At 72.2% G+C, this 26,190-nt stretch carries 25 protein-coding genes; 18 read left to right on the top strand and 7 right to left on the bottom strand.

The genetic code is table 11. The features are described 5' to 3' along the window. Positions 1-130: 130 nt before the first annotated feature. Positions 131-1,483 (bottom strand): carotenoid oxygenase family protein, encoded by a 1,353-nt coding sequence (locus ACX9I7_RS05455; RefSeq protein ID WP_459386673.1) that lies wholly within the window; start codon positions 1,481-1,483, stop codon positions 131-133. Between the two features lie 323 nt (positions 1,484-1,806). On the opposite strand from ACX9I7_RS05455, the gene ACX9I7_RS05450 reads away from it, so the two are divergent. Next, complete coding sequence (locus ACX9I7_RS05450) at positions 1,807-3,111, top strand: alpha/beta hydrolase (RefSeq protein ID WP_459386672.1); 1,305 nt, start codon at positions 1,807-1,809, stop codon at positions 3,109-3,111. A 7-nt stretch (positions 3,112-3,118) separates the two neighbouring features. Here the strand turns inward: ACX9I7_RS05450 and ACX9I7_RS05445 are convergent, their stop codons facing one another. Then, the gene (locus tag ACX9I7_RS05445) at positions 3,119-4,186 is read right to left on the bottom strand and encodes an alpha/beta hydrolase (RefSeq protein WP_459386671.1); all 1,068 of its coding nucleotides are present in this window, start codon (positions 4,184-4,186) and stop codon (positions 3,119-3,121) included. A gap of 89 nt (positions 4,187-4,275) precedes the next feature. Next, a complete protein-coding gene (locus ACX9I7_RS05440; RefSeq protein ID WP_387577434.1) occupies positions 4,276-5,265 on the bottom strand; it encodes a ScbA/BarX family gamma-butyrolactone biosynthesis protein in 990 nt (329 codons plus the stop codon). Between the two features lie 254 nt (positions 5,266-5,519). Here ACX9I7_RS05440 and ACX9I7_RS05435 point away from each other — a divergent pair, with 254 nt between their 5' ends. From ACX9I7_RS05435 to ACX9I7_RS05425, 3 genes are all read left to right on the top strand, one after another. Continuing rightward, a complete protein-coding gene (locus ACX9I7_RS05435; protein WP_459386670.1) occupies positions 5,520-6,302 on the top strand; it encodes an HAD family phosphatase in 783 nt (260 codons plus the stop codon). A gap of 17 nt (positions 6,303-6,319) precedes the next feature. Continuing rightward, positions 6,320-7,093 (top strand): SDR family NAD(P)-dependent oxidoreductase, encoded by a 774-nt coding sequence (locus ACX9I7_RS05430; RefSeq protein ID WP_459386669.1) that lies wholly within the window; start codon positions 6,320-6,322, stop codon positions 7,091-7,093. A 198-nt stretch (positions 7,094-7,291) separates the two neighbouring features. Next, entirely contained in the window at positions 7,292-7,966 is a 675-nt protein-coding gene (locus tag ACX9I7_RS05425) for a ScbR family autoregulator-binding transcription factor (protein ID WP_459386668.1), read from the top strand. Between the two features lie 213 nt (positions 7,967-8,179). Here the strand turns inward: ACX9I7_RS05425 and ACX9I7_RS05420 are convergent, their stop codons facing one another. After that, on the bottom strand, positions 8,180-8,779 hold the full coding sequence (locus ACX9I7_RS05420) for a TetR/AcrR family transcriptional regulator (RefSeq protein WP_459386667.1): 600 nt from the start codon (positions 8,777-8,779) through the stop codon (positions 8,180-8,182). A gap of 262 nt (positions 8,780-9,041) precedes the next feature. Between ACX9I7_RS05420 and ACX9I7_RS05415 the strand changes: the two genes are divergently transcribed. The 3 genes from ACX9I7_RS05415 to ACX9I7_RS05405 all read left to right on the top strand — a co-directional run bounded on the left by ACX9I7_RS05415 (position 9,042) and on the right by ACX9I7_RS05405 (position 10,638). Next, on the top strand, positions 9,042-9,362 hold the full coding sequence (locus ACX9I7_RS05415; RefSeq protein WP_459386666.1) for a hypothetical protein: 321 nt from the start codon (positions 9,042-9,044) through the stop codon (positions 9,360-9,362). Between the two features lie 160 nt (positions 9,363-9,522). After that, a complete protein-coding gene (locus tag ACX9I7_RS05410; RefSeq protein WP_358623773.1) occupies positions 9,523-9,960 on the top strand; it encodes a rodlin in 438 nt (145 codons plus the stop codon). Positions 9,961-10,191: 231 nt separating this feature from the next. Beyond that, positions 10,192-10,638: a rodlin gene (locus tag ACX9I7_RS05405; protein WP_387577443.1), complete on the top strand. Its 447-nt coding sequence runs from the start codon at positions 10,192-10,194 to the stop codon at positions 10,636-10,638. A 69-nt stretch (positions 10,639-10,707) separates the two neighbouring features. Here ACX9I7_RS05405 and ACX9I7_RS05400 read toward each other — a convergent pair whose 3' ends face one another. Both ACX9I7_RS05400 and ACX9I7_RS05395 read right to left on the bottom strand, forming a co-directional pair. Further along, the gene (locus tag ACX9I7_RS05400; RefSeq protein WP_358623777.1) at positions 10,708-10,974 is read right to left on the bottom strand and encodes a hypothetical protein; all 267 of its coding nucleotides are present in this window, start codon (positions 10,972-10,974) and stop codon (positions 10,708-10,710) included. A 154-nt stretch (positions 10,975-11,128) separates the two neighbouring features. Next, the gene (locus ACX9I7_RS05395; protein WP_459386665.1) at positions 11,129-11,539 is read right to left on the bottom strand and encodes a helix-turn-helix domain-containing protein; all 411 of its coding nucleotides are present in this window, start codon (positions 11,537-11,539) and stop codon (positions 11,129-11,131) included. Positions 11,540-11,779: 240 nt separating this feature from the next. On the opposite strand from ACX9I7_RS05395, the gene ACX9I7_RS05390 reads away from it, so the two are divergent. The 5 genes from ACX9I7_RS05390 to ACX9I7_RS05370 all read left to right on the top strand — a co-directional run bounded on the left by ACX9I7_RS05390 (position 11,780) and on the right by ACX9I7_RS05370 (position 15,971). Then, positions 11,780-11,995 (top strand): hypothetical protein, encoded by a 216-nt coding sequence (locus ACX9I7_RS05390; RefSeq protein ID WP_387577447.1) that lies wholly within the window; start codon positions 11,780-11,782, stop codon positions 11,993-11,995. 67 nt (positions 11,996-12,062) lie between these two features. Next, positions 12,063-12,281, top strand: coding sequence for a hypothetical protein (locus tag ACX9I7_RS05385; protein ID WP_126914943.1), 219 nt, complete (start codon positions 12,063-12,065; stop codon positions 12,279-12,281). 124 nt (positions 12,282-12,405) lie between these two features. After that, entirely contained in the window at positions 12,406-14,490 is a 2,085-nt protein-coding gene (locus tag ACX9I7_RS05380) for a hypothetical protein (RefSeq protein WP_459386664.1), read from the top strand. 30 nt (positions 14,491-14,520) lie between these two features. Then, complete coding sequence (locus ACX9I7_RS05375; protein ID WP_387577451.1) at positions 14,521-15,156, top strand: hypothetical protein; 636 nt, start codon at positions 14,521-14,523, stop codon at positions 15,154-15,156. Between the two features lie 95 nt (positions 15,157-15,251). Beyond that, the gene (locus ACX9I7_RS05370; RefSeq protein WP_387577453.1) at positions 15,252-15,971 is read left to right on the top strand and encodes a nucleotidyl transferase AbiEii/AbiGii toxin family protein; all 720 of its coding nucleotides are present in this window, start codon (positions 15,252-15,254) and stop codon (positions 15,969-15,971) included. A 22-nt stretch (positions 15,972-15,993) separates the two neighbouring features. Here ACX9I7_RS05370 and ACX9I7_RS05365 read toward each other — a convergent pair whose 3' ends face one another. Further along, positions 15,994-17,946, bottom strand: coding sequence for a serine/threonine protein kinase (locus ACX9I7_RS05365; RefSeq protein ID WP_459386663.1), 1,953 nt, complete (start codon positions 17,944-17,946; stop codon positions 15,994-15,996). Positions 17,947-18,081: 135 nt separating this feature from the next. Here ACX9I7_RS05365 and ACX9I7_RS05360 point away from each other — a divergent pair, with 135 nt between their 5' ends. The 6 genes from ACX9I7_RS05360 to ACX9I7_RS05335 all read left to right on the top strand — a co-directional run bounded on the left by ACX9I7_RS05360 (position 18,082) and on the right by ACX9I7_RS05335 (position 26,167). Further along, positions 18,082-21,003, top strand: a complete 2,922-nt coding sequence (locus ACX9I7_RS05360) for an AfsR/SARP family transcriptional regulator (RefSeq protein ID WP_459386662.1) — start codon at positions 18,082-18,084, stop codon at positions 21,001-21,003. Positions 21,004-21,157: 154 nt separating this feature from the next. Further along, positions 21,158-22,978 carry a type IV secretory system conjugative DNA transfer family protein gene (locus ACX9I7_RS05355; protein WP_358623805.1) on the top strand — a complete coding sequence of 607 codons (1,821 nt, stop codon included), beginning with the start codon at positions 21,158-21,160 and terminating at the stop codon, positions 22,976-22,978. A 15-nt stretch (positions 22,979-22,993) separates the two neighbouring features. After that, positions 22,994-24,022 carry a hypothetical protein gene (locus ACX9I7_RS05350; RefSeq protein ID WP_459386661.1) on the top strand — a complete coding sequence of 343 codons (1,029 nt, stop codon included), beginning with the start codon at positions 22,994-22,996 and terminating at the stop codon, positions 24,020-24,022. Then, positions 24,019-24,696: a hypothetical protein gene (locus ACX9I7_RS05345; protein WP_459386660.1), complete on the top strand. Its 678-nt coding sequence runs from the start codon at positions 24,019-24,021 to the stop codon at positions 24,694-24,696. Before ACX9I7_RS05350 ends, ACX9I7_RS05345 begins: the two co-directional genes overlap by 4 nt. Continuing rightward, on the top strand, positions 24,696-25,190 hold the full coding sequence (locus ACX9I7_RS05340; RefSeq protein WP_459386659.1) for a hypothetical protein: 495 nt from the start codon (positions 24,696-24,698) through the stop codon (positions 25,188-25,190). The genes ACX9I7_RS05345 and ACX9I7_RS05340 overlap by 1 nt, the downstream gene beginning before the upstream one ends. Further along, a complete protein-coding gene (locus tag ACX9I7_RS05335; protein ID WP_459386658.1) occupies positions 25,187-26,167 on the top strand; it encodes a hypothetical protein in 981 nt (326 codons plus the stop codon). Before ACX9I7_RS05340 ends, ACX9I7_RS05335 begins: the two co-directional genes overlap by 4 nt. The last annotated feature ends 23 nt before the right edge of the window (positions 26,168-26,190 follow it).

Below are 26,190 nucleotides of genomic sequence, written 5' to 3'. Positions count from 1 at the left end.
GTGCGAGTGGTGCCGGATAGGGGAGATATATGTCCGTACTGCTCGTAAAAGTCCGCATGCTTGACGACTACGTAAGGCTAGCTGTCAAGTCCGGTCCAGTACGTTCACACCCGACACGCCGTGGTACGTGTCATGGGCAGTCCGGGATCCAGCTCCCGTGGAAGCCCAGCGGCACCCGGCCCGGGAGGTGCACCCGGGCCACGGGGCCGGCCGCGAAGTCCTGGGCCGCCAGGACCACCAGCTCGCCTGCCCCGCGTTCCGGGTCGTACGCGTAGGCCAGCACCCATCCCTCGTCCTCCGCCGCCCCGGGCGCGGCCGGGACGAACACGCCCTCGCCCACGTCGCCGCCCGTCGGCACCTCGAACTCCTCGCTCGTGCCGCGCTCCAGGTCGTATTTGATGAGCGCGGTGTCCCGCCCCGCCACCCGCTCCCGCATGACGTAGCCGAAGCGGTGGCGGACGGTGAGCCGCCGGGGGTCGACGCGGGGGTACTCCACCGGCCGGTCGTCCAGCGGGAGTCGGCGCACGGTGCCCGCGACGGGGTCGACGGTCCAGCGCTCCAGGTGGGCGAGGTGATCGCCGGGCAGCGGCCGACGACGGTCGAAGTACCGGTCGTAGACGGCGAGATGGACGGTGATCCGGCCGTCGTCGCGCTGGTACGCGTTCATGGGGTGGAAGACGAAGCACGGCTCGGTCTCCAGCCAGCGCGTCTCCGCGGCCCCGCCGTCGCGCGGCAGGAGCCCGAGCCGGGCCGGCCGGTCCGGGACCCAGCGCGGATGGGCGCCGCCGTCGCGCGGATCCCGCCCGAAGACCACCGGCAGGTCGTACAGCAGCACGTACCGCTCGGTGAGCGAGAAGGCGTGCATCATCGGGGAGCCCTCGACGGGGATCTCGACGTGCCGGCGCACACAGCCGTTCCGCCCGGCGACGACGTACTGCACGTACGGCCAGGCCGGGCAGTACGCCACCGCGTGGAGCTCGCCGTCGCGCGGGTCGGTCACCGGGTGCGCGGAGAAGCCGCCGGGCAGGGTGCCGTGGAAGTCGAACGGGCCGATCGTATGGAGCTCGGGATCGAGCTCGTAGGGGAGCGCCCCGCCCTCGACCAGGGCCAGGCAGTGCCCGGCGAAGGACTGGATGTGGGTGTTGGGCGCGAAGTCCAGGCCCCGGTGGCGCGGCCCGTGCAGCAGCTTCTCACCGAGCCGCCCGGCGACGGCGTCGGAGCGCACCCAGCGGTTGCGGTACCACTCGGCGCGGCCGTCGCGCAGCCGGACGCCGTGGATCATGCCGTCGCCGCCGAACCAGTGGTAGCCGGCCGGATCGTCGACGTGCACGGGGTTGGGGCCGTTGCGCAGATAGCGGCCGCGCAGCGACTCGGGCAGCCGGCCGGTCACGGGCAGGTCGTAGGCGGTCGTCTCGTCCGTCACGGGGGCGTAGAGCCCCCCGAGGTACGGGTTGCCCACCGCGGCGTCCGGATTCCGGTTCATGCCGTCCCACCTCCACCGGCCCGGTCCCCGCCGCCCCCGGGCGGTGCCCCCGTCGCTCGGCCGTGATTCCACCAAACAGCGGAAGGAGGCGTTCGGCCAGTCTCCATCCGACCGTCGATCCGTCTTCACCGGACGCGGGTAACCGCCCGAAGGGGGCTTTCGTTCTCGGGAACGCCCGGGGAAGCCCAGGACAAGGGCAGGGCAAGAGCAGGGCAATAAATGAGGTCAGGGCAACCCTCTCCGCCCGTTCCGGCCTCTTTATCCGTGACTATTACCGGACCGCACATGAGTACCCACCACGGGGGCAGGGAGTTGAGAGGCGCATGGGCCTGACCAGCAGGTCACTCTTGTACACGGTGGTATTCGCCGCCGTGTTGTGCGTGGGGCTCACCGTCTGGATCTGGCCCCGGCTGGCCGGCCGCGGGGTCCGGCCGGTGCTGGGACGGCTGGGGGTCATCGCGACCACCCAGCTGACGATCATGGCGTCGCTGGCGCTGGCCGTGAATTCCTGGGGCGGCTTCTACGGGACCTGGAATCAGCTCCTCGGGCGGGTCGACAAGGCCCCGGTCAATGTGAACGAGATGGGCCGGAACGGGCCGTACGCGACGGTCGGCGCGTCGAAGGACGGGCTCGTGCAGCCGGCCGGGCCGCAGGGGCTCGACAAGGTGGGCGGAATTCCGCGCGGTCCCGCCGACAAGGAGGGGAAGGTCCAGTCGGTCCGTATCGTCGGACAGCGCTCGCGGGCCATCAATCCGGCATTCGTCTATCTCCCGCCGCAGTACTTCCAGAAGCAGTACGAGCGGCACCGCTTTCCCGTCATGGTCGTGATCAGCGGTTATCCCGGCGGGATCATGAATTTGGCCCAGCACCTCCAGGTGCCGCAGACGGCGGGCCGGCTGCTGAAGGAGAACAAGATGCAGCCGACCGTCATCGTGATGCTCCGGCCGACGATCGCCCCGCCGCGCGACACCGAGTGCGTGGACGTGCCCGACGGCCCGCAGGCGGAGACGTTCTTCACCAAGGACCTGCCCGACGCGCTCAAGACCACCTACCGCGTCGGCCACGACCCGAGCGCCTGGGGCGTCCTCGGCTACTCCTCGGGCGGCACCTGCGCGCTGGAGCTCGCGATGCGCCAGCCCGACGTCTACCCCGCGGCCGCCGCGCTCTCCGGCGACTACAAGGTCGGCAACGACCTCACCACCGGCAACCTCTTCGGCTCCGGCCCGGACGCCAAGCGCAAGCAGCAGGAGCACGACCTGATCTGGCGGCTGGGGAACATGCCCGCGCCCCGGGTGAACGTGCTGGTGACCAGCAGCAAGAAGGGCGAGAAGAACTACGCCGAGACCGAGAGGTTCCTGGGGGCCGTCAAGCAGCCGATGACCGCCTCCTCGATCCTCCTCCCGGAGGGCAGCCACCACTTCACGACGTGGCGGCGGGAGATCGGCCCGGTGCTGGAGTGGATGAGCCAGCAGCTGACGTTCCCGCAGGACACGGCGGACAAGGCGAAGCCTTCCGGGAAGCCGGAGCCTTCGCAGACCCCGAAGCCCTCACAGGAGGCCAAGCCCTCGGAGGCTCCCAAGCCTTCCGAGGCGGACAAGCCCTCCGACGGCCCCGAGGCGGCGGAATAGCCCGCCGCTAGCCGCCCGGCCCGCCCCGTAGCTGCGCGCCCAGCCAGGCGAAGGCCGCCGGGTAGAGGTTGATCCAGGTGCCGTAGTTGTGGCCTCCGGACGGCAGCAGCATCGTCCTCAGCCGGACCTTGCCGCCCGCCGCCTCCCGCTGGAACTCCTCGACATAGCGCGGCGGGCTGTCCCGGTCCTGCCGGGACGTCGCCACGAACAGCCCGACGTCGGCGTCGGTGTGCCGCACCAGCCACGTCGGGCTGTTGCGTTTCCGCAGCCCGGGGTCGGGGATCGCGCCGCCGTCGCCGTTGAGCGGGTCCGGGTCCAGGGCCGCGCCCGCCGCGTACGCCCGGGGGTACTGCAGCGGCAGCTTGGCCGCGCAGTAGCCGCCGGTGGAGATGCCCAGCACGCCCCAGGACTCCGGGCTCCGACCGGTGCGGAAGTGGGTGCGCAGCAGCTCGGGCACGTCCTCCGACAGCCAGGTCGCCACCTTGCGGCCGGGCACGTCGGAGCAGTCGGTGTCCACGCCGCCGGGGTTGATGATCGGCACGGCCAGGATGAACGGGCGGGTCGCGCCCTCCCTCAGCAGCCGCTCGTACGCGCCGGGCATCCGGCCCAGCTCCATCCAGGACTGCGGGGAGCCGGGCACCCCGTGCAGCAGCACGACCACGGGAAAGGCGGTGCGGCGGTAGCGCGCCTGTCCGTACTGCGGCGGCGTCCACACCAGGACCTGGCCGGAGAGCTGGGAGCGCGAGCCCCGGAAGTACGTCTCCTGCATGCCGTAGTCGGCCTGGCCGAAGCGCGCGCGGTGGGCGGGCGGGCCGGGCATCGAGACGGGCCCGGTGCTCTTGCGGCCGAGGAGGTCGTCCCAGGAGGCGTAGAGGCCGTAGCTGGAGTTGATCGAGACGGCGACCACGCAGATCGAGGTCGCCTGGCAGAGGCCGATCAGCAGCACCCGGCCCAGCCAGCGCAGCGGCACGGGCCCCGGGACGCGCGACCACAGCAGCAGCGTGGCGACCACGGCGAGCACCGACGCGACGATGAGCAGAACGAGGAACGCGGTGCTGGTGAGACTCAGGCCCATCCCGCGGACGCCCCTTCGGCTCGTCGGTCCCGATGGCGGGACGACCTTAATGGAGCGGCTGGGGGAGCGCCGGAGAAAACGGCGCAGGGTTACTCGGAAGGGTTGACGGCCGTATCGCCGGGCGGAGCGGGGGCGTTCCGCGGGCGTATGGAGGTCAGCGCGCAGGTGAACAGCAGCTCGTCGTCCTGGTGTCCCCGGACGACGGTGGTGGCCGGCCCGTTCCGCCCCCCGGCGGCGGTCTCCCGGGCGGCCTCTATCCAGATGGGGCTGTCCAGCTCCGCGTAGCGGTGGAAGCTGCTGGTGAGTTCGGTGGGGAGGATGACCGGGTCCGGAGAGAGGACGGCGGCGGCCTGACGGGCGGCCTCCAGCAGGACCATCCCGGGGACGTGGTCGACGGGGTGGTCGAAGAGGACGGGATGGCGGCCGTCGGCGCGCAGCCGCCAGCGGGCGGCGCCGGGCGCGTCCTCCTCGGCGAGCACCACGTCGAACGGGGAGCGCCGGCCGACGCGCCGGGGACGCACCGGGGCGCCCAGCACGGGCGGTGTGCCGGGTATCCGGTCGCCGCGCAGCCGGCGGTAGACCTCCGGAGAGGTACAGGTGTACGACGCGCTGCCGGTGGCGGCGACCGCCCCGTCCCGGCGGATGACCACGTCGTACCGCATCCCGCCGAAACTCCGGCCCTTCCTGCGGATTTCCGAGCATTCGACGTCCAGCACCAGTTCGGCGGGGGTGGACTCGAGCGCCGTGTGCCGGGGGCGCAGTGAGTAGTCCAGGTGCCACATCAGGAACTGGAATCCAAGTGGTACGTCGAATTCCGCGTGGGCGAGCAGCGAACCGATCTGCCGTACGGTCTCGGCGACCAGCATGGGATCGTGCTGCACCCCCCGGAGCGGGGAGAAGAAACTGTGGCCGCGCGGCCATTGGGCCCAGACCCGGAACCGGTTCGCCTCGACCTTGCGCCAGCCCGTGAGCAGGACCTCGGCGACCGCCGCGCGGTGGACGTACTCGCGCGGCACGGTGGTGGTCAGCCGTGGCAGGGCCGGGGCGAAGGACGCCGGCGCGGAGGTGGTCTGGGACAAGGTTCCCCCTCGGATCGGCATGCAGCGCCCAGGATCGACTGCGGGTGTGTCAAGGTGCGTGCTCTCAGGGCTCCTCGAGCGGCTGACGGCCCCCCGGTCAACGCCCTTCGGGGGGTCAAGATACAAGGCGGGTGACGGCCTTTCAGCGCCGATGTGATTTACCTCTCTCACCTGGGGCAATCGCGGTGCGTCGCTTTGTAATTCGAGGGCACGTTCCCCCCGTCCGCTCTTTCGTTCGACAATGGAGGCCGATTGTGGTCGAGTCCCTGCGCCGGATACGGCTGGCCGCCGTCAATATCGACGGCGTCCTTCTCAACGACACGTTCAGCCCGGTGATCCACCGGTTCGTCACCGACCGGGGCGGCCGGTACACCGCCGACGTGGAGTACGCCGTCTTCTCCCAGCCCCGGTTCGTGGCGGCCCGCGCGCTCGGCGCGGCTGCCGGGGTGGACTGGGCGCCGGAGAAGGTGCTGGAGGTCTACTTCCGGGAGCGTGCCGCGTATCTGGAGCACGAGCCGGTCCGGCTGCTCGACGGCGCCGTGGAGCTGCTGCGCCGGCTGCGCGCCCTGGGCCTCGCCACCGTCTGCTACGGCGGCCTCGACGCCGCTCACTTCGACCGCCACCTCGGCGCGTACGCGGACCTCTTCGACGGCCCCCGGTACGTCTGCACCAACGATTTCCGGCCGGGCGTCAAGGAGATCACCACGGATATCTTCGGGCTCGGCCTCGACGAGGCGGTGTTCGTCGACGACGTGGCCCGGGTCGCGGAGACGGCGCGTGAGCTCGGCGTCGCGTTCATCGGGCACCCCTCCGGCTTCGCCCACGGCCACCAGGGCGAGTTGATGCGGGCGGCGGGCGTACGGCACCTGGTCGGCTCGCTCGCCGCCATCGACGAGCCGCTGCTGCGCACCGTCGACGCGGAGGCCGCCGCCGGCACGTCGTGGGCGGCCGCCACCGGGCCGGGCGACGCCGAACGGACCGGCATCATGGAGCCGGTTGACGGTGCCGCCCCCGACGGTACCGCTGCCGGAGCGTGAGTGAAGGGGTTCCCTTGATGAAGAGTGACCAGGGATTGCTGCGGGACCGGATCGCCTTGATCACCGGTGCCAGCAGTGGCATCGGCGCGGCGGCCGCACGGGTCTTCGCCCGCGAGGGGGCGACCGTCGTGCTGGCCGCCCGGCGCGAGGACCGGCTGCGCGAGCTGGTCGCGGAGCTGCGCGAGGCGGGGGCCGAGGCGGCGTACGTGGTCACCGACGTGACGCGGCGCGAGGACACCGCCCGTGCGGTCGCCTTCGCCGTGGAGCGTTACGGAAGACTTGACTCCGCTTTCAACAACGCGGGTTGGGGCGCGGGCCGCACTCCGCTCCACCTGATGGACGACGACCTCTACGACGCCGTCATGGACGTCAACGCCCGGGGCACCTGGAACTGCCTGCGGGACGAGATCGCCGCCATGCTGGAGTCCGGCGACGGTGGTTCCATCGTCAACAACAGCAGCGTGGGCGGGCTGTTGGCCACTCCCGTGGCCGCGCCGTACGTGGCCGCCAAGCACGCGGTCATCGGATTCACCCGGGCGGCGGCCGCCGAATACGCGGAGAGCGGCATCCGGGTGAACGCCGTGGCCCCGGGCACCACGCGCACCGAGGTGGTGGCGGAGTGGTTCGAACGGAACCCGGGAATCGAGGCGGCGTTGCACGCGGCGTCCCCGCAGCCCCGTACCGCGGAGCCGGAGGAGATAGCGGAGGCCGCGGCCTGGCTGCTGAGCGACCGATCGTCCTTCGTCACCGGCACCACCGTGCCCGTGGACGGCGGTTTCCACATGGTGTGACACGGGAGTTGGGCGCCCGGCCGTGGCGCCCCGGACGAATTGGTATCGAGTGTATTGCGCCATGTTGCCAGACGGCTCTTGATAGGATACGTACTCGCCGGTTTGATTTCCGGGGCGACCGCGGCACGTATGGCCGGCGACATGTCGCCCTCGCCGCCGGGACGCGGCGGAGCTATCTCATCGATCCGGAGGCAGACCGTGGCAAAGCAGGACCGCGCGATCAGGACTCGCCAGTCCATTCTGGAAGCGGCCGCGGTGGTGTTCGACGAGCGGGGTTACGACGCCGCCACCATTACGGAGATCCTGGCCCGGGCCGAAGTGACCAAGGGGGCGCTGTATTTCCACTTCGCCTCCAAGGAGGAACTGGCGCTCGCCGTGATCGACGCCCAGATGATGACGGACATGCCGGCCGCCGAGCCGGGCCGCGCCTCCAAGATGCAGGAATTGGTCGACATGGGGATGATCTTCGCCCATCGGCTGCTCGTGGACCCGCTGTTGCGCGGCAGCGTCCGGCTCACCCTCGAACACGGTTCGACGAACCTCAACCGCAGCGGCCCCTTCCACGGTTGGACGGAGCTCCACACGCGCGTCCTGGCCGAGGGCAAGGAGCGCGGCGAGGTGCTGCCGCACGTGGTCCCGGCCGATACGGCGGAGCTGATCGTCGGCGCGTACGCCGGCATCAACACCATGTCCCAGGCCATCAACAACCGCGCCGACCTGGAACGTCGCGCCACGATCCTCTATGAGCACGTGATGCCCAGCGTGGCCGTGCCCTCGGTGCTGGCCCGCCTCGACATGGCCCCGGGGCGCGGGGCCCGCGCCCTGGCCGAGGCGGAGGCCGCCCTGGAGGCCGCGCCGGCCGGGGTGGGCTGAAAGCGGTCGTCCCCGGTCTTTTTCACCGGGGTGGAGTGTCTTATTCCGTAAATAGGGTGCCGCAGGGCACCCGTTTCTCTTAAGCTGGCCGGAAAGTGACGGCCGAAATCATTCGTCAGCGGTAGAGCAAACCGACGTGACGGTATTGAACGGTGTATTGGCCAGCCACTTTTCCCAAGCGGCCGGCCCGACTTTTCCCCTCGCCGAGCCGCGTCAGCCCGCGGTGACGGCCGGCGTGGCGGCCTCGCGGGCGGTGGAGTCGAGGATCTCCAGTGCGACCCGCAGGACGGCCTCCCGCTTGTCCTCCCGGTCCCCCGGCAGCGCGTCCATGGTGAGCGCGCCGAAGTGGACGGCCAGCAGGGCGCTGGAGAGGCGCACCCGGGTGTCCAGCGGCGCCTCGCCGTCGTGGAGCAGCCCGGAGACCGCCGTCACCCGCTTCCGCAGCGTCTCGCCGATGGCGAGCTCCCGCAGGGTCGCCTGGTTCTCCTGGAGGATGTGGTAGATCGGCGCCGCCTCGCGCAGGGCCGCGCTGTAACGGCGCAGCAGCTCACGCTTGGTGGCCAGGGTGGCGGGCTGCTCCCGGCCCCAGGCGATCAACTCGTCGACCGGGCGGCCCAGCTGGTCGGAGAGGGCGCCGAGGATGTCCTCCTTGGTCTTGAAGTGGTAGTACAGCGCGGCCTTGGTGACACCGAGCTCCTCGGCGATCTCCCGCAGCGAGGTCTTCTCGTAGCCGCGCGAGACGAAGAGACCGAGGGCCGTCCGCTGGATGCGCTCGCGGGTGTCGCTCTTGCGTGGCTGGGGTGTGCTGCCCATGGGCTCACTCTCCTGCTGGTCCGTGGTGCGCTTTCTTTATGTCCCTAACTAGCCCGTCGGCAAGTAAGTAACGGGTGCCCCGCCTCATCGGTGCCCTTGTGGCGGCCGGGACAGGTGCGACGCAGGGAATCTAGCCGGACGGCAGGCAAGGCGAAACCATACTTGACGCCCGGCTAGGGGCCTCCTACGCTTCCGGCCTAGCTGACTAGCCTGGCGGCAGGTACGTAAATGTGACTGGACCGAGGGGATGGTGCGCGTCGACATGGCACGACATGTTGCTGCCGCGATCGACTACTACGCACACGACTACTACGCGACGGGTCTCGCCGCGGCCGGTGGTACGCGTCATGACGCGCCCGCGCCGGACGACCGGGCTCCGGCCGGCCGTTCCCCGGCGGAGCCCCTGCCCGCGGTATTCGAGGGGCTGAGCGTCCCGGTGCGTACGGCGGCCTCGCTGCTGGGGCTCTCCCCGTGGACCGTGGCCCATCTCATCGAGCGCGGCGAACTGCGCAGCGAACGCGGCGGGCAATACCGGTACGTGACCCTGACCAGCATTTTTTCCTATCGACGAATGACCCGTTGAGGGCCTTTTGGTTTTCGCTATGAACGCCGATGTGAACGCCGATCGGAGCTAGCGCGTCTCCACTGGATCGAACGAGTGAAACCCCGCAACCCAGGGAATGGGCCGGAGTTATTCAGAACGCTTTCTCTGTGGGGGCGCTACTCGATCGAAAGGCATAGACGTGCTCAAGAAGGTTCTCGCCACGGCCGCCCTGTCGGCTTCCGCGGTCGGCGCCGTCGCCTCGCCGGCGATGGCCATCGGAAACGACCAGGATGTGCTCAACGCCAACGGCGCCAGGACGGGTTACGGCAACACGGCCACCGGCGGCAAGGAAAGCCCGCAGATGAGCCTGATCCAGGGCACGCTGAACAAGCCGTGCATCGCCATCGGCAAGCTGGGCATCCAGTCCGTCCTCGCGCTCATCAACATCGGCGTCCAGGACATCCCGATCCTCACCTCGCAGCAGCAGCAGCAGTGCACCGACAACTCGACGATCAACGACGGGGACGACCCGCTGTCGCACATCCTCGACGAGATCCCGATCCTGTCGGGCAACGGCTCGGGCAACAGCGAGGGCGGCGAGGGCGAGGAGTTCGAGTCGCACGAGCACGGTCACTGACCGGACCGTCCGGCCACGGACAAGAGTCCCTCTGCGGCGGGTGTGCGGGACCCGCCGCAGAGGGACTCCCCCTTTTTCCGGGGGAGTCGGAGCCCTCTCGGGGAATTCCGTCCGGTGTGCTGATATACCGTTCCGCGCTGGGCCGAAGGAATGAAGGCCGATAACCTTCGCGATCGCTCCGAGTTAGGCAGTGAGTTCAGGAAGTTCGTCGACCGGAGCTGAGGGAAGAACGTGTTCAAGAAGGTTGTGGCCACGGCCGCGCTCGCGGTTTCCGCGGTCGGCGTGTCGTCGGCCCCCGCGTTCGCGCAAGGCGGGGGTGACGCCAGGGACGTCTACAACGCCAACGGCGCCATGCAGATGTACGGCAACACCTACACCAGCGGCTATATGAGCCCGCAGATGGGTCTGATCAACGGCTCGTTCAACAAGCCGTGCATCGCCATCGGGAAGCTGGGCGCCCAGTCGGTCCTCGGCCTGCTCAACGTCGGGCTCCAGGACGTCCCGATCCTGTCGTCGCAGCAGCAGCAGATGTGCACCGAGAACTCGACGATCAACGACGGGGACGACCCGCTGTCGCACATCCTCGACGACATCCCGATCCTGTCGGGCAACGGCTCCGGCAACGAGGGCGGGCTCTTCGGGGCGCTCGGCGGCCGTGGGCACGGTCACGGCCACTGACGGCCTCGCCTGACCCGCCCGCGCGGGAGCCGCCCTCCGGTCTCGGGGCCGAGGGCGGCTCCCGCCGTTTCAGCTCTCGTGGTAGATCGTCAGCACCGCGCCGCCCACCTCCACCCGGCGGTGCCCCAGCCGTTCCCCCCGGCGCAGCGCGCGCAGGCAGTCGCGGAACATGGCCATCTCCTCGCCGGTCAGCACCGCGGCCGCCAGGTCGAGCAGTTCGGCGACGCTCCGTTCGGTGAGCACTTCGGGCAGTTCACCGGAGAGCAGGACCACGGATTCCCCGCAGCGCCCCCGGACGACGGCGTTGGACGTCGAGGCACCACTGACAACGAGCACACATTCCCCCTGGCTTCGGGCAGACCGAGACGATAGCCCGGTGGGGACGCGCTCCTCGGGCGGATGCGAATATTCGCCGGGTTCCGGTGATCCGGGAACCGGGCGCATCGCGGCCGACGTCCGTATACGGAACTCCCGCTGGCAAACGGGCAGTTCAGCCCCCGTTCGGGTGATCCTTGGGCGCACGTTCGAGCAGCGACTCGACCAGGGCCACCACATGCCGGCGGTCGTCGGAGGACAGCCGCTGGACACTCGCGATCAGCAGATCGACCTCCGGGTCCGCCGGCGCGGTGCGCTCCTTGGTGTCCGGAGCCGGCTCGGGGGTCGGGTAGAGGTGGATCCCGCAGGCCTCGGCCGCCGCGCGGCGCAGGGTGTCCAGGGGGAGCTCCAGACCGCGCGACAGTCCTTCGAGCGTGGCCGGCTGCGGCATCCGCACCAGTCGCTCGGCCGTCGCCAGGTGGTGCACGGTCGAGCGCGGAACGCCGCCCCGGCGGGCGACCTCCCCGTAGGACCACCCCTGCCGGTCCAGGCGCTCTTTGATGATCTGGCTCAGTGCGTTGGTCACTGAAGGTCGCTTCCTGCTCTCGGCTGGCTCGGGCGCGCTCGGGTGAACCGATTCTACGGAGGACGTCCAGAGAGGGATCTCCGGGAACCGCTTGCGCGGCGTCGGCGGACCCCACTACTGTCCAATCTCGTTGGACAGCTTGTCCGACCGCATCGGACGCGGGCCGGGGGGTCCTGCCCGGGTCCGGACGCGACACCTCGGTCCGTCGTCGTACGGACCACCATCCCGAGGGGGACGACCATGCTCGATGTGCACGAGCTCGACGCCGAGTCCGCTGAGCTGCTGCCCGGCCGTGAGGCCCTGGGGAAGCTGAAGTTCAGCTTCTCCCGCACCACGACCGTCACCAAGCACATCGCCAACGTCTCGGCGCACAACACGTCGACGGCGCTGAACGTCTGCTCGCCGGAGGCCGTCGCCCAGTCGGCGGCCACGCAGACCATCGCCATCCAGCAGTAGTCGGCAGCGGTAGTCCAGCAGTAGTACCGCACATCGTTCACACGTCGTGAGAGAGAAAGGCACTGCCATGAGCATGAACGCGCACGAGCTCGAAGCCGAGTCCGCCGAGCTGCTGCCGGGCCGTGAGGCCCTGGGGAAGCTGAAGTTCAGCTTCTCCCGCACCACCAGCGTCACCAAGCACATCGCCAACGTCCACGCGCACAACGAGTCGCTCGCGGTGAACGACAGCTCGCCGTTCGCGGTGGCGCAGTCCGAGGCGGCGCAGTCCATCTCCATCAAGCAGTAGGCCGGTCCGGCCCACGCGCTCGGCGGACCGCGTCCAGGGGAAGCGCGGTCCGCCGATCCCCAGGGGGGGCTTGGGGGTTGGGGACAACGGTGGATCGGTCGGAATTCGTCCAGGGGGAGACAAGATGACGGTGGTCGGGGACCACGAGGCCGGCCGTAGCCGCCATCGCCGTACCACGGGCACGACCACGACGATCCACTTCGACACCGGGGGGACCGAGGTCCGGACAGGGGACAACGGAGCCCCGGTGCCGGGTCCCGGTGGCTTTCCGTACGCCCTGTCACCGGCGTACGAGGAGGGGGAGGCCACCGGGACCCCGCTGCCGCCCCTCGCGGGGCGGCCCGCACCGCCGCCGCCCGAAGCGGGAGCCGTCGTCCCGCGGCTCAGCGCCGGGCTGCGGCTCCACGGCGAGTACCAGGGCTCGGGGTTCACCGAGCCCAAATACATCGCCCGCCGCGGCGACGGCCAGGTGGTGCAGCTCTCCCGGCTGCTCCACCTGGTCGCCTCCGCCGTCGACGGGCGGCGCGACACTTGGGAGATCGCCCGGGAGGTCAGCGCCTCGTTCGGCCGCGAGGTCAGCGCCGAGAACATCGGCTATCTCGTGGAGAACAAGCTCCAGCCGCTCGGCATCACCGTGCCGCCCGGCCAGGAGACCGACGAGGTCGACGGCCCGCGCTCCGACCTGCTGCTGGCCCTCAAGGGCCACCGCGTGATCTTCGACGAGCGGCGGGTCGCCGTCATCGCCCGCTCGCTGGCCTGGCTCCACCGCCCGCCCGTGGTGGCGGTCGTGCTGGTGCTGGCCCTGGCCATGGACACCTGGCTGTTCGGCTTCCACGGTGCGATGACGCCCGTGCTCAACGTCCTCGACCAGCCGCTGCTGCTGCTCGTGGTCTTCGGGCTGACCGTCGCCTCGCTCGTCTTCCACGAGTTCGGCCACGCCTCGGCCTGCAGATACGACGGCGCGACACCCGGCTGCATCGGCTGCGGCCTCTTCCTGATCTGGCCCTCGATGTACACGGACGTCACCGACGTCTACCGCATCGGCCGGGCCGGGCGGATCCGCACCGACCTGGGCGGGGTCTACTTCAACGTCGTCTTCATGCTGCTGCTGACCGGGACGTACTTCGCCACCGGCCAGCCCTTCCTGCTCTGCGCGGTCTACCTCGGCCACTTCGAGGTGCTCGAACAGCTGATGCCGGCCGTCCGGCTCGACGGCTACTTCATCCTCGGCGACCTCGCCGGAGTGCCCGACCTCTACGGCAAGATCAAGCCGATCCTGCTGAGCGCGCTGCCCTGGCGCGGCACCGACCCCGCCGTCGCCGACCTCAAGCCGAGGGCCCGGGCCGTGGTCACCACCTGGGTGCTCACCATGGTCCCGCTGCTGGCCGCCGAGGTCGCCTACGCCCTGTGGAACCTCCCGCGCCTGGTCGCCACGGGCGTCCGCTCCCTCACCCAGCAACTCATCGGCACGTACGAGGCGTTCGCAGACGGGCAGTGGGCCGCCGGGCTCGCCGGTGTGCTGGGCAGCCTGATGCTGATCGTGCCGCTGGCCGGCATGACGTACCTGTCCGTCCGGCTCTCCGGACGGCTCGGCCGCAACGCCCTGCGCGCCACCTCCGACCGCCCCAAGCTGCGCGCCGCGCTCGTCCTGGGCGTCGCCGCCGTGGCCACGACCCTCGCCTTCGCCTGGACCAGCGGCGTCACGCCCAAGCCGCTGCCGCCCAAGCCGCCGATCGCGCCGATCCTCCAGCCCAACGTGCCCACCGTGGCGCCCGTGCCGGAACCGGGCGAGGCCGCCGCGCCGCTCCCCGTCCCCGGGCGCACCCCCGGCGGTGCCGGCCCGGACGCGGCCACCCCCGTGCTCTCCCCGCTGCCCTGGCGCACCCCGCCGGCCGCGCCGGGGCTCCCCTCGCCGCCCCCGTCGGCCTCCCCGGCCCCGGCCGCCCCGGCGGGCCGGCCCGCACCGGCCCCCAAGCCCTCCGCGGTCCCGGGCCCGGTCGTCCTGGCGCCCACCACCGCGCCCCCACTGCCCCCCTCCCCGGCACCCAAGCCGGCGCCCACCCCGGCCGCGACCGCGTCCCCGTCGGCCGCGTCCGTGCCGCCCGCCCCGGCCCCCGCGCCGACGGGCACCCCGGCCCCGGCACCCACCACCGCGGCCCCGGCGACCCCGGCGCCCTCGCCGACGGCGACGCCGGCCGCGACCCACTGATCCACCCGTCACCGTCGCTAGGAGCACTCCATGAACGCCTACCTCTCACGCCACTTTCTGCGGATCGGTCTGCTGGCCGCCGGTCTCGCCGCGGCCGCCACCGGCCCGGCTCAGGCCGCCGAGGCCGTCGTCGTCACCCAGGACGGCGTCCGGACGACCGCGAACCACCGCCACCACGTCGACTACCGCGACAGCTTCACCGTCCACCAGTTCGGCTCGGTCGCGGCGGCCCGCGTCGGCAACCGCGCGGACGCCAAGTCGGTGGGGTGCACCGCCGACGACGCCTGCCGCTCGGTGGCCCTGTCCTTCCAGGTCGTCACCCTTTCGGGGGAGGACGTCCGGCTCACCGCGGTCAACAACGGCCACGCCGTCAACGAGCACTGCGACGGCTGCCAGACCCTCGCGGGCGCCTACCAGTTCGTCGTCTCCACCGCCACGCCCGCCCGGCTCACCGCCGACGCCCAGCACCGGCTCGCCGACATCCACCGCAGGCTGGACGCGCTGGGCGCCTCCCGGCTGCCCGCCGCCGAGCTCAAGCGCCGGGCGGACTCCCTGGCCGACGAGGTCAAGGCCCTGCTGTCCCGGCCCGGCTCGCTGACCGCCGCCCACCCGGCGCGCCCGTCCGTGAAGGTCCACCGGCAGCTGGACGGCTGGCCGCAGCACTGACGTACGCGGGCCACTCGCGGGGCGCGGCACGACCGCGCCCCGCGCGGGCACGCGGAGATCATTCTTTGATCGTTCCCTGGGCGATAATCACGGTCATGGAAGCGGATGGCCGTGCGCCGATCGCCGGGTCCCTCCGGCGGCTGATCGCCGATCTCGTCACGGCGGGGGCGGCGTATCCGCTCGTCCTGACCGGCGGCCTCGCCCTGCGGGCGCTCGGCCTGGTCGACCGGCCCGTGCGCAACGCGACGCTCGCCACCGACAGCCAGGAGCCGCTGCCCGACCTCGTCGTGGCCCTGCGTGCGGCCCTCGCGGAGCGCGGCTGGCGGGTGGGGCACACCGAGGCCGATCCGCTGTCGGCCCGCTTCGCGGTGACCGACCCGGAGACCGGGGAGGAGCGTGCCGTGCTGCTCCTCAAGGAGACGGTCTGGCGCCCGCTCGTCACCACCGGGCTGGGCCCCTGCCTGGCGGCCGAGGACGTCGTCGGCACCAAGGTCCGCGCCCTGGCCGCCCGGGGCTTCGCCCGCGACTTCATCGACGTCCACGCCGCCTCCGCCCACTGGCCGCCCGCCGAACTCGAGGAGTTCGGCAGGCGGCACGCCTGGGACGACGCCTTCGACCCGGCCGACCTCCGGGCCCGGCTCGACGGCGCCGACTGGATCGACGACCGCGAGTTCGCCGCGTACGGGCTCGCGGACGACCGGATCGCCGAACTGCGCGCCTGGGCGCGGGTTTGGTCCGACGACATCGGCGAACGGTTGCTGGAAGAGGCGCCGTACGAGGACGAGGAGCAAGACGAGGGCCAGGACGGGACCTAGCCAGCGGAGGGAGTCGTTCCGCTCACGGGGAAGAGTCCTTCGTCGGGTAGCTGTCGGCGTCCACGGCCGTCCACAGCTGACCGGAGCCGCCGTCGCACGGGCTGATGTAGGTCAGGACGTGCAGGCCGGCGGCGGTCAGGCACTCCTGGTTCTCCACGTTGATCAGCCGGTAGCCGGCGCCCTCGGGGACGACGCGCCACCGCTGGTTCGCCGCGGCGCCCTGGGGCGTTCCCCAGATCTGGGCCATGCGGTTCTCGCGGTTCATGTCCAGCACCTTCCCGTCGGTGGCGACGTTGGTGAAGGAGTAGCTGTCGTCCCCGTACTTGGTCGGCCGCCACTGCTGGGCACGGCTCGCGTTGATGTCCCAGGTGCCGACGTGATTGCCGTCGATGTTCCGGCTGTTGTCGTTGTCGAGAGCCGTGAAGCCGTTGCGCCACTGCACCTTCGCCGGCAGGGCGGCCGTCCCGGGCGGGTCCGGCTTCGCGGGGTCGGGCTTCGAGGGGGCCGGCTTGGCGGGGTCCTTGTCCTTGGCGGGGGCCGGGTCCTTGGAGGGGCCCGGTGCCGGTCGGCCGGCGTCGGGCCGGGAATCCCCGCCCGTGCCGTCGCCCGTCCCCTTCCGATGGGGCTGCGCGGTGGCCGCCGGGTCGGGGACGGTGTAGCCGACGCCCGGCGAGGAGGGCCGCGTCAGGTCGGGCGTCGCGCCGCCGGACGCGGAGGGCGTGCCTCCGGAGGGGGTAGGGCTGCTCCCGGGATGGCCGGAACTCGCGCTCGGCGAGGCGGCGGGGGAGGCGGACGCGCCGGGCCCGCCGGGCGCGGCGAGCGCCCGGGGCGCGGCGGGGGAGACGCCCGGACGGACGCTCCCGGCGTCCTCGGCGGTCGCCCGCGCGCGCCGCTCGCCGCCGTCCCGCAGGACCAGGGGGACGGCGACGGCGGTGGTGCTCGCCGCGATGCCCGCCACCACGAGCGCCCACACGAGGACCCGCCACCGGGCGCCACCGATCCTCGTGGCGGCCACGGTCCCGGAGGTGGACGACTCCGTGACGGAGGACTCCGCGGCGGACGACTCCGCGACGGAGGACTTCGTGGCGGAGGACGGCTTCGAAGCGGGGGCCGCGGCCGAGGAACCGTACGAGGAGAAGACCGCCACCGCGTCCCGCACGGCGGCCAGTTCACCGGCCATCGCGGCAGCGCTCTCCCACCGCTCCTCGGGCGCTTTGGACAGCGCACGTCGCACGACTTCCCGCACCGGGACCGGGATGTCGTCCGGCAGTTCCGGCGGGGGCTCCGTGAGGTGCTTGAGGGTGATCTCGAAGGCGGTCGCGCCGTCGAACGGCACCCGCCCGGCCAGCATCTCGTGGAGGACCACGCCGACCGAGTAGAGGTCGGCGGCGGGGGTGACCCGGCCCCGGGCGGCCTGTTCGGGCGCCTGGTACGGGGCGGTGCCCAGCCGCGTGCCGGAGGCGGTGAGGCGGGGCGAGAAGTCGGGCAGCGCGATGCCGAAGTCCGCGACCAGGACCCGGTCGTCCCGCAGCAGCAGGTTCGACGGCTTGATGTCGCGGTGGACGATCCCGGCCCCGTGGGCGGCGCGCAGGGCCTCCAGGACCTGTACGGCGAGGTCCAGCGCCCGCTCCGGGGCCAGCGCGCCCTCGCGGCGGAGCAGCGCGTCCAGCGACTCGCCGGTGACCAGCTCCATCACCAGGAACGCGGTGGGCTCGCCGGTGCCCCCGGCCTCCGGGGGCTCCTGCCCGTAGTCGTACACCGAGACGATGCCGGGGTGGTTGAGCTTGGCCATGGCCGTCGCCTCGGAGCGGAACCGCTCGGCGAACGTCGTGTCGTCCTCCACCGGCGAGCGGAGCAGCTTCACGGCGACCTGCCGCTCCAGGACGGAGTCCCACCCCGTCCACACCGTCCCCATGGAACCGCTAGCGAGCCGTTCGGCCAGCGTGTACCGCCCGGCAAGGGTTCTACCCCGCACTTTTCCCCACCCTGTACGACCGCGTTCGAAAGTAGCCGAAAAAAGCCAAAGGAAACTGAAAGGAAATGATCGGTGCGGCCGGGGGTGCAGAATACCCTCCACTTACAGGAAATCACGACAGGTATGGCTGAATTCATGGCAATCGGAACGAGCGCGCCGGAAGCGCCCGAGGGGCTGTGCTTCTCCGTTCTGGGCCCGCTGCGGGCCTGGCGGAGCGGGGCCGAACTGCCGCTCGGACCACCGCAGCAGCGCGCCATGCTGGGCATGCTGCTGCTGAGCGGGGGCCGGACGGTCTCGGCCGACCGGCTCATCGACGCCCTGTGGGGCGAGGAGCAGCCGCACTCCGCCCTCGGCACGGTGCGCACCTACGCCTACCGGCTGCGCCGGGTGCTCGGCGCGGACGTCCTGACCTCCGAGTCCGGCGGCTACCGGCTGCGCGTCGCCGCCGACCGCGTGGACGCCACCCGGTGCGAGGAGCTCGCCGCCGAGGCCGCCGCCCGCCGCGCCGACGGCGACGCGGAGGGCGCCCTGCGCCTCCTGGAGCGGGCCCTGGACCTGTGGCGCGGCGACGCGCTGCTCGCCCTGCCCGGCCCGTACGCCGAGCGGCAGCGCACCCGCTGGAACGAGCGCAAGGTCGAACTGCTGGAGAACCGGCTGGAGATCGACCTCGAACAGGGCCGCCACCGCGAGGTCGTCGAGGAGCTCGCCGGGCTCACCGCCGCGTACCCGCTGCGCGAGCGCTTCGCCGAGCTGCGGATGACCGCCCTGTGCCGGTCCGGCCGGCAGGCCGACGCGCTCAAGGCGTACGACGAGGCGCGCCGGGTGCTGGCGGAGGAGGTCGGGGTCGACCCCGGTCCGGCCCTGCGCGAGCTCCACCGGCGCGTGCTCGCCGCCGACCCGGCCCTGGTGCCCGTCGTCCCGGCGCCGCGCACACCTGACACCCGGCCCCTCGACGGCCGGCGGCCGGCCCGCGCGGAGGCGGCACCCGCCCCCTGGCCGCTGGCACCCCGGCAACTGCCCTTCACCGCGTCCGACTTCACCGGCCGCGAGGCCGAGACGGCCACCGTGTCCGAGGCGCTGCTGCGGCCCGACGGCATGCCCGTGGTGGCGATATCCGGCCTCGGCGGCGTCGGCAAGACGGAGCTCGCCGTGCGCACCGCGCACCGGCTGGCCGACGCGTTCCCCGACGGCCAGCTCTACGCCGTCCTGCACGACGACGACGGACGGCCCACCCCGCCCGAGGAGATCCTGGAGGGCTTCCTGCGCGCCCTCGGGGTGCCCGCCCAGGCGGTGCCCGCCGGGCTCACCGAGCGGACGGACCTCTTCCGTTCGGCGGTGGCGGGCCGCCGGGTGCTGATCGTGCTCGACAACGCCCGCAACACCGAGCAGATCCGCCCGCTGCTGCCCGGCGGCCACGGCTGCGCGGTCCTGGTCACCAGCCGCACCCGGCTCGACCCCCTCCCCGGCATGCGCTTCGTCGCCCTCGGCGTGCTCACGCCCGAGGAGTCCCTCGAACTCTTCACCCGCGTCGTCGGCGCGGACCGGGTCGACGCCGAAGCGGAAGCCGCGCGCCGCGGCGTGGCGGCCTGCGGCCACCTCCCGCTCGCCATCCGTCTCCTCGCCTCCCGGCTCGCCTGCCGGCCCGCCTGGCGGATCGGCGGCGTCGTCGAACAGCTGGAGGACGAGCACGACCGGCGCCGCCTGGACGTCCTGCGCTCCGGCACCGTCGACGTGGAGACCGCCTTCCGCTTCAGCTACGAGCAGCTGGACGCCGCGCAGGCCCGCGCCTTCCGCCTGCTGGCCGCGCTCCGGCTCCCGAACCTCCCGCTGGACGCCGTCGCCGCCGTCCTCGAACTGCCCCGCTACGAGGCCGAGGACCTCGCCGAATCACTGGTGGACTGCTCCCTGCTGGAGACGCCCGCCCCCGAGCGCTACGGCTACCACGACCTGCTGTCCGCCTTCGCCCAGAAGCTGTGCGGCCCGGAAGGGGAGCCGGAGCACGTCCGCGCGGCGCTCGGCCGGGTGGTCCGCCGCTACCACGGCGACCCCGGCGCCGACCCCTGCGACGTCGCCGCCGTGCTCCAGCGGTACGCCGAGGGGACGCCCACCGCCGGGCCGGAGCTCGGGCCCGCCGCCGAGCTGCTGCTCGACAGCACCCTCCGGCACGACTGCGGCCACGCCACCCGCCGGCTCGGCCGGGCCGCCCTCGCCCTCCTCGGCGCCGCCCTCGCCGACGGCGACCCGGCCGTCGAGGCGCGCGTCCGCCTCGCCCTCGGCCGGCTGCTCCTGGAGATGGGCACCGCCACCACCCCCGCCCTCGCCGAACTGATCGCCGCCCGCGACCTGTGCGTCCGCCACGCCCTGCCTCCCGTCGTCCACGCCCACGCCCACAGCGCGCTGGGCGCCTGCTTCGCCCGGGCCGGCCGGCACGAGGACGCCGCCGACGCCTTCCGGGCCGCCGCCACCCTCCACGACGCCCTCGGCTCGACCGCCGCCGTCGTCCCCGAACTCCTGGGCCTCGCCCGGTCCCTGGCCACCGGGGGCCGCGCCGACGCCGCCGGGAACGCCGCCGCCACGGCCCGCGCCCTGTGCCGCACCCTGAACGACAGCGGCCTGGAGGCCCTCGCCCTGAGCACCCTCGGCACCCTCGCCGAGGAGCGCGGCGACCTCGACGGGGCCGCCGGCCACTTCCGCGGCGCCCTCGCCCTGCTGCGCCCCGAGGAGCTCCGCCGCACCGGCCGCACCCTGATGAGCCTCACCCGCGTCCTGCGCGCCGTCGGCCGCGCCGCCGAGGCCGCGGACGCCGCCGCGCGCGCCGTGGACGCCTTCACGGCCGACGGCGACCAGTACGGCGCGGGCCTCGCCCTCGCCGAACTCGGCCACGCCACCGCCCGCCTCCCCGAGCCCGAGACCGCCCGGCTGCACTGGTCGGAGGCGCACGCGGTGCTCGCCCGCATCGGGGCCCCGGAGGCCCGCACCCTGCGCGAGCTCAGCGGCGACCTCGACCGCTCGGTGCGCACGGAGCCCTGGCCGTCGTGGACCCCGGTGCGGGGGTGAGCCCCGGGCCCAGGGCTTCCGGGCCAGGGCCGCCGACGTCGCGACAGCGCGGACCCTCGCCCTCCCGCACCCCTGACCAGGGACTTTCGCTGGATTGACGGGTGTTACCGTCTGGGCTCCGATTCAGGACCGCAGGCGAGGACGGGGGTCGCGCGTGGCGAACGCACGGGAAACGGGACGGAAGAGGGAAAAGGGCACCGGACCCCAGGGCGAGATAGCCCTGGTGAAGGGCGTCGCCGTCGTGGCGGGGCTCCTCGCCACCTGGCACCTGGCCCTCGTGACGACCGCCGACGGCATGGCCGTGACGGACGTCGCCGCCACCGTCAAGGCCCTCGCCCTCCACCATCCGCTGGACGGCCTGGCCGAGGACGGCATCCGTGCCGCCTCGCCCGCCGTGACCGTATGCGTCTGGCTGGCCTTCATCGCCCTGCCCATCGCGCTGATCGTGCTGGGCGCGCGAGCCCGCGCCCGCCGCACCCACGGCGCCGGCGGCGAGGGCCTGGCCTCCGCCGTCGAGGCCAGGCGCGACCTCGGTGAGGCCCGTGCCCGGGCCGCCGCCGCGCAGACCCGCGGCTCGACCTTCACCGGCAAGGACGGCCGCCACGACACCAAGGCCGTCGCCCGCGCCGAACTGCGCGAGTTCGGCTGGCGGATGGGCCGGCAGCTCGGCAGCGGACAGCCGCTCGTCGCCACGCCGGAGGACTCCATCGCCGTCATCGCCCCCTCCGGCGGCGGCAAGTCCCGCAACGTCGTCATCCCCGCCTGCCTCGACGCGCCCGGCCCACTCGTCGTCACCTCCACCCGCGCCGACGTCCTCGACGTCATCGCCCAGCCGCGCTCCCGCCAGGGCAAGGTATGGGTCTTCGACCCGCTCGACACGGTCGGCTGGCCCGAGCGCATGGTGTGGGACCCGGTCGCCGGCTGCCAGGACGGCGAGACCGCCACCTCGCGCGCCCTGTCCTTCTCCGTCGGCATGGGCGCCGACGACGGCTCCTCCACCAACGCCGGCTTCTTCCAGCAGACCGCCTCGTCCGCCCTCACCCGCCTGCTCCACGCGGCCGCGCTCGAAGGCCGCACCATCGAGCACGTACTGCGCTGGGCCACCAACCTGGAGAAGGCCAGCGAACCCCGCGCCATCCTCACCGACCACCCCGGTGCCGAGCCCGGCTGGGACGTCCTGCTGCGCTCCGTCTCCACCGGCGCCGACGAGACCGTCGCCTCCACCCGGCAGACACTCGCCGCCCAGCTCGAACCCCTCGCGCTGCGCAAGGTCCTGCGTTGCGTGAGCCCTCAGGAGGGCGTGCCGGTCTTCGACGCGGACCGCTTCGTCGCCTCCCGCGACACGCTCGTCCTCATCAGCGACTCCAACGCCTCCACCAACGTCTCGCCGCTCACCACCATGCTCCTCGGCGAGGTCGTCGACGCCGCCAAGCGCCGCGCGCCCCGGACCCCCTCCGGCCGCCTCGACCCGTTCCTGCGCCTGGTGCTGGACGAGGTCGCCAACGTCGCCCCGCTGCCCAAGCTCCCCGCGCTCGCCTCCGACGCGCGCGGCTACGGCATCCACCTCGTCTACGCCCTCCAGTCCCTCGCCCAGGCGGGGCAGCGCTGGGGCGACAAGGAAGCCGCCACGCTCCTCGACAACGCCGCCGCGACGATGGTGATGGGCGGCCTGAAGGATATCGAGGCCCTGCGCCGCTTCTCCGAGCTCATCGGCGAGACCGAGATGGCCGAGCTCTCCACCTCCCGTGACACCCAGCGCCTCTTCGGCTACAGCACCTCCGAGGTCAAGCGCGAACGCCGCATCCTGCGCCCCGAGGAGATCCGCCAGCTCCCGCACGGCCAGGCTCTCCTCCTCTTCCGCGGCGCCCCGGGCGTCATCGTCGAGCTGGAGCCGTGGGACCGCAGCCGCGACGGCCAGGCGCTGCGCGCCGGCGAGCAGGCGACACGCGCGGCCCGCATCGGCGGACCGCTGTAAGGGGGGGGACGGCACGTGGACGACGCACTGAAGGTCTCTGACTTCGCCGCCTATCGGGCGGATCTGGAAGAGCACATCAAGAAGTTCGCGCAGGGGGTGAAGCGCGAACAGGGCGAGGTCGAGGAGATTCTCGGTGAGATCCTCGACCGTCTGAGCGCGCTGGAGGCGACGGCCACCGGCGCGCCCACCGGCGGCCACCTCCCGTGGTCGCTGCGCGCCACGGAGCGGGACTGGCAGGACCTGGCCGACTGGATCGACTGGCTCGGCCGCCACTACGCACCCCAGCTCCACCTGCGCATCTGGCCCTGTTGGCCGGCGCACGGCGGCGTCGTCGAGGAGCTCGCCGCCCTCCGCGCCGCCTGGTGCGCGGCCGTCGAGGCCGACGCCGACCCGGCCCGCGTCGGCTCCGAGCTCGCCTACTGGCACCAGATGTGGCTGTGGCCCACCGTCGAGCGCATCCGGCACAACTACATGTTCAGCGAGTGCGAGACCGACCACGCCCAGGACCGCCCCGGCCGCCCCACGAACGCGGACGCCCTCCGCGCGCGCGTGGCCGAGGCCGAGACGGAGCGGCTGCGCCTGGAGAACGCCCGGTACGCGTTCTTCGCGGAGGTCCCGCAGGGCTTCACCACGGACCGCCCGGACGGACTGTGGCGCCGCGCGGGGGACGACTGGGAGTTCTTGTCGCTGCTCGACTGGGAGTGGCACGGGGTGGAGAAGCCGCCCGTGAAACGGGAGATCCTGCACCCGCTGCCGACCGAACACGCGCTGGAACTGGCGGCGGACCGCCAGTCCTGGGCCACCTACTGGGCCCACTACACCGACGAGTCCGACTGGCGGGCCGGCGCCCCGCCGACCACGGTCGTCCGGCGCCGGCGCAGCCCGGAGCGCGTCCTCGACGAGGCGTACGGCCCGGACGGCGCCTGGGAGCCCACCGACGCCGTCCACGACTTCCTCAGCGCCCGGCCGTCCGACCCCCCGCACCTGGTGGAGATCGACACGACGGAGGCGGCACGGCTGGCGAACGGGGACCTCGGACTGTGAGCACCGACAAGCCGGTGGGCGCTTGGCAGGACGCCCGCCCCGACGACGCCCGCACCCTGTCCCTGACGGCCGAGGAGAACGCCCTCGTCACGGCCCGATGGGAACGCGCCCGCGCGGTCCACCCCCAGCTCGACGCGGTCCTGGAGGCCCTGGCGGCCCGCCTGGCCGGACCGTACGGCGCCCGCCTGGAGGGAAAGCGGTACCGGCTGAAGTCCCTCCTCGCCTTCCGCCGTCGGGCGGCGGCCCGCAAACGCCTCGGCGTCGACGTCGCCGCCGTCACCCGCAAGGTCACCGACCTCAACCGCTACACCCTCGTCCTCGCAACCGATCACTACACGGCGGGCGTCCAGCAGACATACGCCCTCCTGCACGAACAGGGCTTCGAGCTCGTCCCCGGCTCGGAACGGAACACCTGGGAGGACCCCCTCTACAAGGGATTCCGGGCGGCCTGGCAGCGTCCGGGCGGAGAGCCACGATTCGAGATCCGCTTCCATACGGCGGAGAGTTATTCGGCCCAGTCCGAGAACCAGCTCCTTTACGATCTCTACCGCTCGGGCCGGGTCCGGGACGCGCGCGAGGTGCCCGGACCGGAGTTCTCGAAGGCACGGGAACGGGCGGCGGAGCTGGTGCAGAGCGGGCGTTACGGCATGTCAACCGGAAAGGACGGTCACTGATGGGTGATCAGAGCAATTACGAGTACTTCGTCAAGGCGACGCAGCCGTACACGCCGGAGCGGCCCTCCAGCCTGTGGCGCCGGTCCGGGGACGAGTGGGAATTCCTCTCGCTCCTTGACTGGGGTTGGCACAAGGTCAAGGGCACCATCGAGCATGTGCCGGGGCCGGAGGCGCTGCACCCGGTGACCGCCGAGCGGGCCGCGGAGCTGGAGGCGGACCGGCAGGGCTGGGTCACCTACTGGGCGTTGTACTCGTCCGAGCGCAGGTGGCGTGCCGGCAAGGGCCCCACCACGGTCGTCCGACGTCGGAGGAGCCCCGAGCGCATCTTCGACGAAACGTTCATGCAGGGCGACGTGTGGGAGCCGGACAGCGCGATCTTCGAGGCGTTCGACGCCCGGCAGACGAACCCTCCGCACCTGGAGGAGATCACGGTCGACGAGGCTGAGCGGCTCCTTCAGGAGCTGCGCGGGGTGCTGGGGGCCACCGAGCTGTGAGCGGCTCAGACGTCGGAGCGTGGCAGGGATCGGCGGAAAAGGCCGAGGACCACCTGAAGCTGACGGCCGACCAGAACCGGCTGATCACCGCCCGCTGGGAAGCCGCCAAGGAGGCGCGCGGCCGGCTCGACGGAATCATGCAGGGGATCGAGCACCAATCGGCCGAGCGGGGCGGCAGGCTGGAGGGCCTGGAGCATTCCCTGAAGGGCCTGGACTCCTTCCGGCGGAAGGCCGCCGTCACCGTGAAGCGAAACGGTGGCGACGCGCAGGAAGTCTGCGAGGAAGTCGACGACCTCAACCGCTACACGCTGACTTTCGAGGCGGACGAATACGTCCAGGGCACGAAGCAGGCCTACGCGGAGCTCCGGGAACGCGGCTTCGAGACCGTGTCCGAGTACAACACCTGGGAAGACCCGGTGTACAAGGGCGTGAACACCGCGTGGGAACACCCGGAGACCAAAGAGAAGTTCGAGCTCCAGTTCCATACACCGGAGAGTTTCAAGGCGAAGTCGGACAACCACGAGCTCTATGAGCTGGCCCGCTCGGGGAAGTTCGAGGAATTCAATACCAAGAAGGATCCGAAGCGTTCCGAGGCCTACCAGGAGGCATCGGATCTCCTCCAGAACGAGCGGTACGAGAACGTCCGCATCCCGCCGGGCGTGGAAGAGCTGAACGAGCGCAAGATCCGGGCCACGCTCAATCCGGAGCTGGACCCCGAGGTCATCGAGCACGTCCGGCGCATGGAGGCGGACCTCAAGGCCACGCACGCCGCCGAGGCCGCGGCCAAGGCCCAGCAGCACCAACCGGCGAGCTCCCTCGCCAACGGCCTGGGTGAATCGCTGGACACCGGTGGTCCGGGGCTGCGCGACAGACTGGGCACGAGGGCCGAACAGCCACAACTCCGCACCGAGGCCCGGCCCACCGTCGCCGACCCCGTTCCCACGCAGTCGCGCGGGCGTGGCCGGTCCATGTCGTAGGGCCTGAGCAACAGAATGGCTAC

It is taken from the genome of Streptomyces sp. L500 (assembly GCF_054551825.1).
This window is presented reverse-complemented; position numbering and strand designations above follow the sequence as displayed.

What these genes read in the sequence shown, in the direction of transcription:
- ACX9I7_RS05340 (WP_459386659.1), top strand. Translation starts at nt 24,696, where the DNA reads ATGGGTGATCAGAGCAATTACGAGTACTTCGTCAAGGCGACGCAGCCG.
- ACX9I7_RS05450 (WP_459386672.1), top strand. Translation starts at nt 1,807, where the DNA reads ATGGGCCTGACCAGCAGGTCACTCTTGTACACGGTGGTATTCGCCGCC.
- ACX9I7_RS05415 (WP_459386666.1), top strand. Translation starts at nt 9,042, where the DNA reads ATGGCACGACATGTTGCTGCCGCGATCGACTACTACGCACACGACTAC.
- ACX9I7_RS05360 (WP_459386662.1), top strand. Translation starts at nt 18,082, where the DNA reads ATGGCAATCGGAACGAGCGCGCCGGAAGCGCCCGAGGGGCTGTGCTTC.
- ACX9I7_RS05455 (WP_459386673.1), bottom strand. Translation starts at nt 1,483, where the DNA reads ATGAACCGGAATCCGGACGCCGCGGTGGGCAACCCGTACCTCGGGGGG.
- ACX9I7_RS05390 (WP_387577447.1), top strand. Translation starts at nt 11,780, where the DNA reads ATGCTCGATGTGCACGAGCTCGACGCCGAGTCCGCTGAGCTGCTGCCC.
- ACX9I7_RS05430 (WP_459386669.1), top strand. Translation starts at nt 6,320, where the DNA reads ATGAAGAGTGACCAGGGATTGCTGCGGGACCGGATCGCCTTGATCACC.
- ACX9I7_RS05380 (WP_459386664.1), top strand. Translation starts at nt 12,406, where the DNA reads ATGACGGTGGTCGGGGACCACGAGGCCGGCCGTAGCCGCCATCGCCGT.
- ACX9I7_RS05370 (WP_387577453.1), top strand. Translation starts at nt 15,252, where the DNA reads ATGGAAGCGGATGGCCGTGCGCCGATCGCCGGGTCCCTCCGGCGGCTG.
- ACX9I7_RS05385 (WP_126914943.1), top strand. Translation starts at nt 12,063, where the DNA reads ATGAGCATGAACGCGCACGAGCTCGAAGCCGAGTCCGCCGAGCTGCTG.
- ACX9I7_RS05420 (WP_459386667.1), bottom strand. Translation starts at nt 8,779, where the DNA reads ATGGGCAGCACACCCCAGCCACGCAAGAGCGACACCCGCGAGCGCATC.
- ACX9I7_RS05375 (WP_387577451.1), top strand. Translation starts at nt 14,521, where the DNA reads ATGAACGCCTACCTCTCACGCCACTTTCTGCGGATCGGTCTGCTGGCC.
- ACX9I7_RS05445 (WP_459386671.1), bottom strand. Translation starts at nt 4,186, where the DNA reads ATGGGCCTGAGTCTCACCAGCACCGCGTTCCTCGTTCTGCTCATCGTC.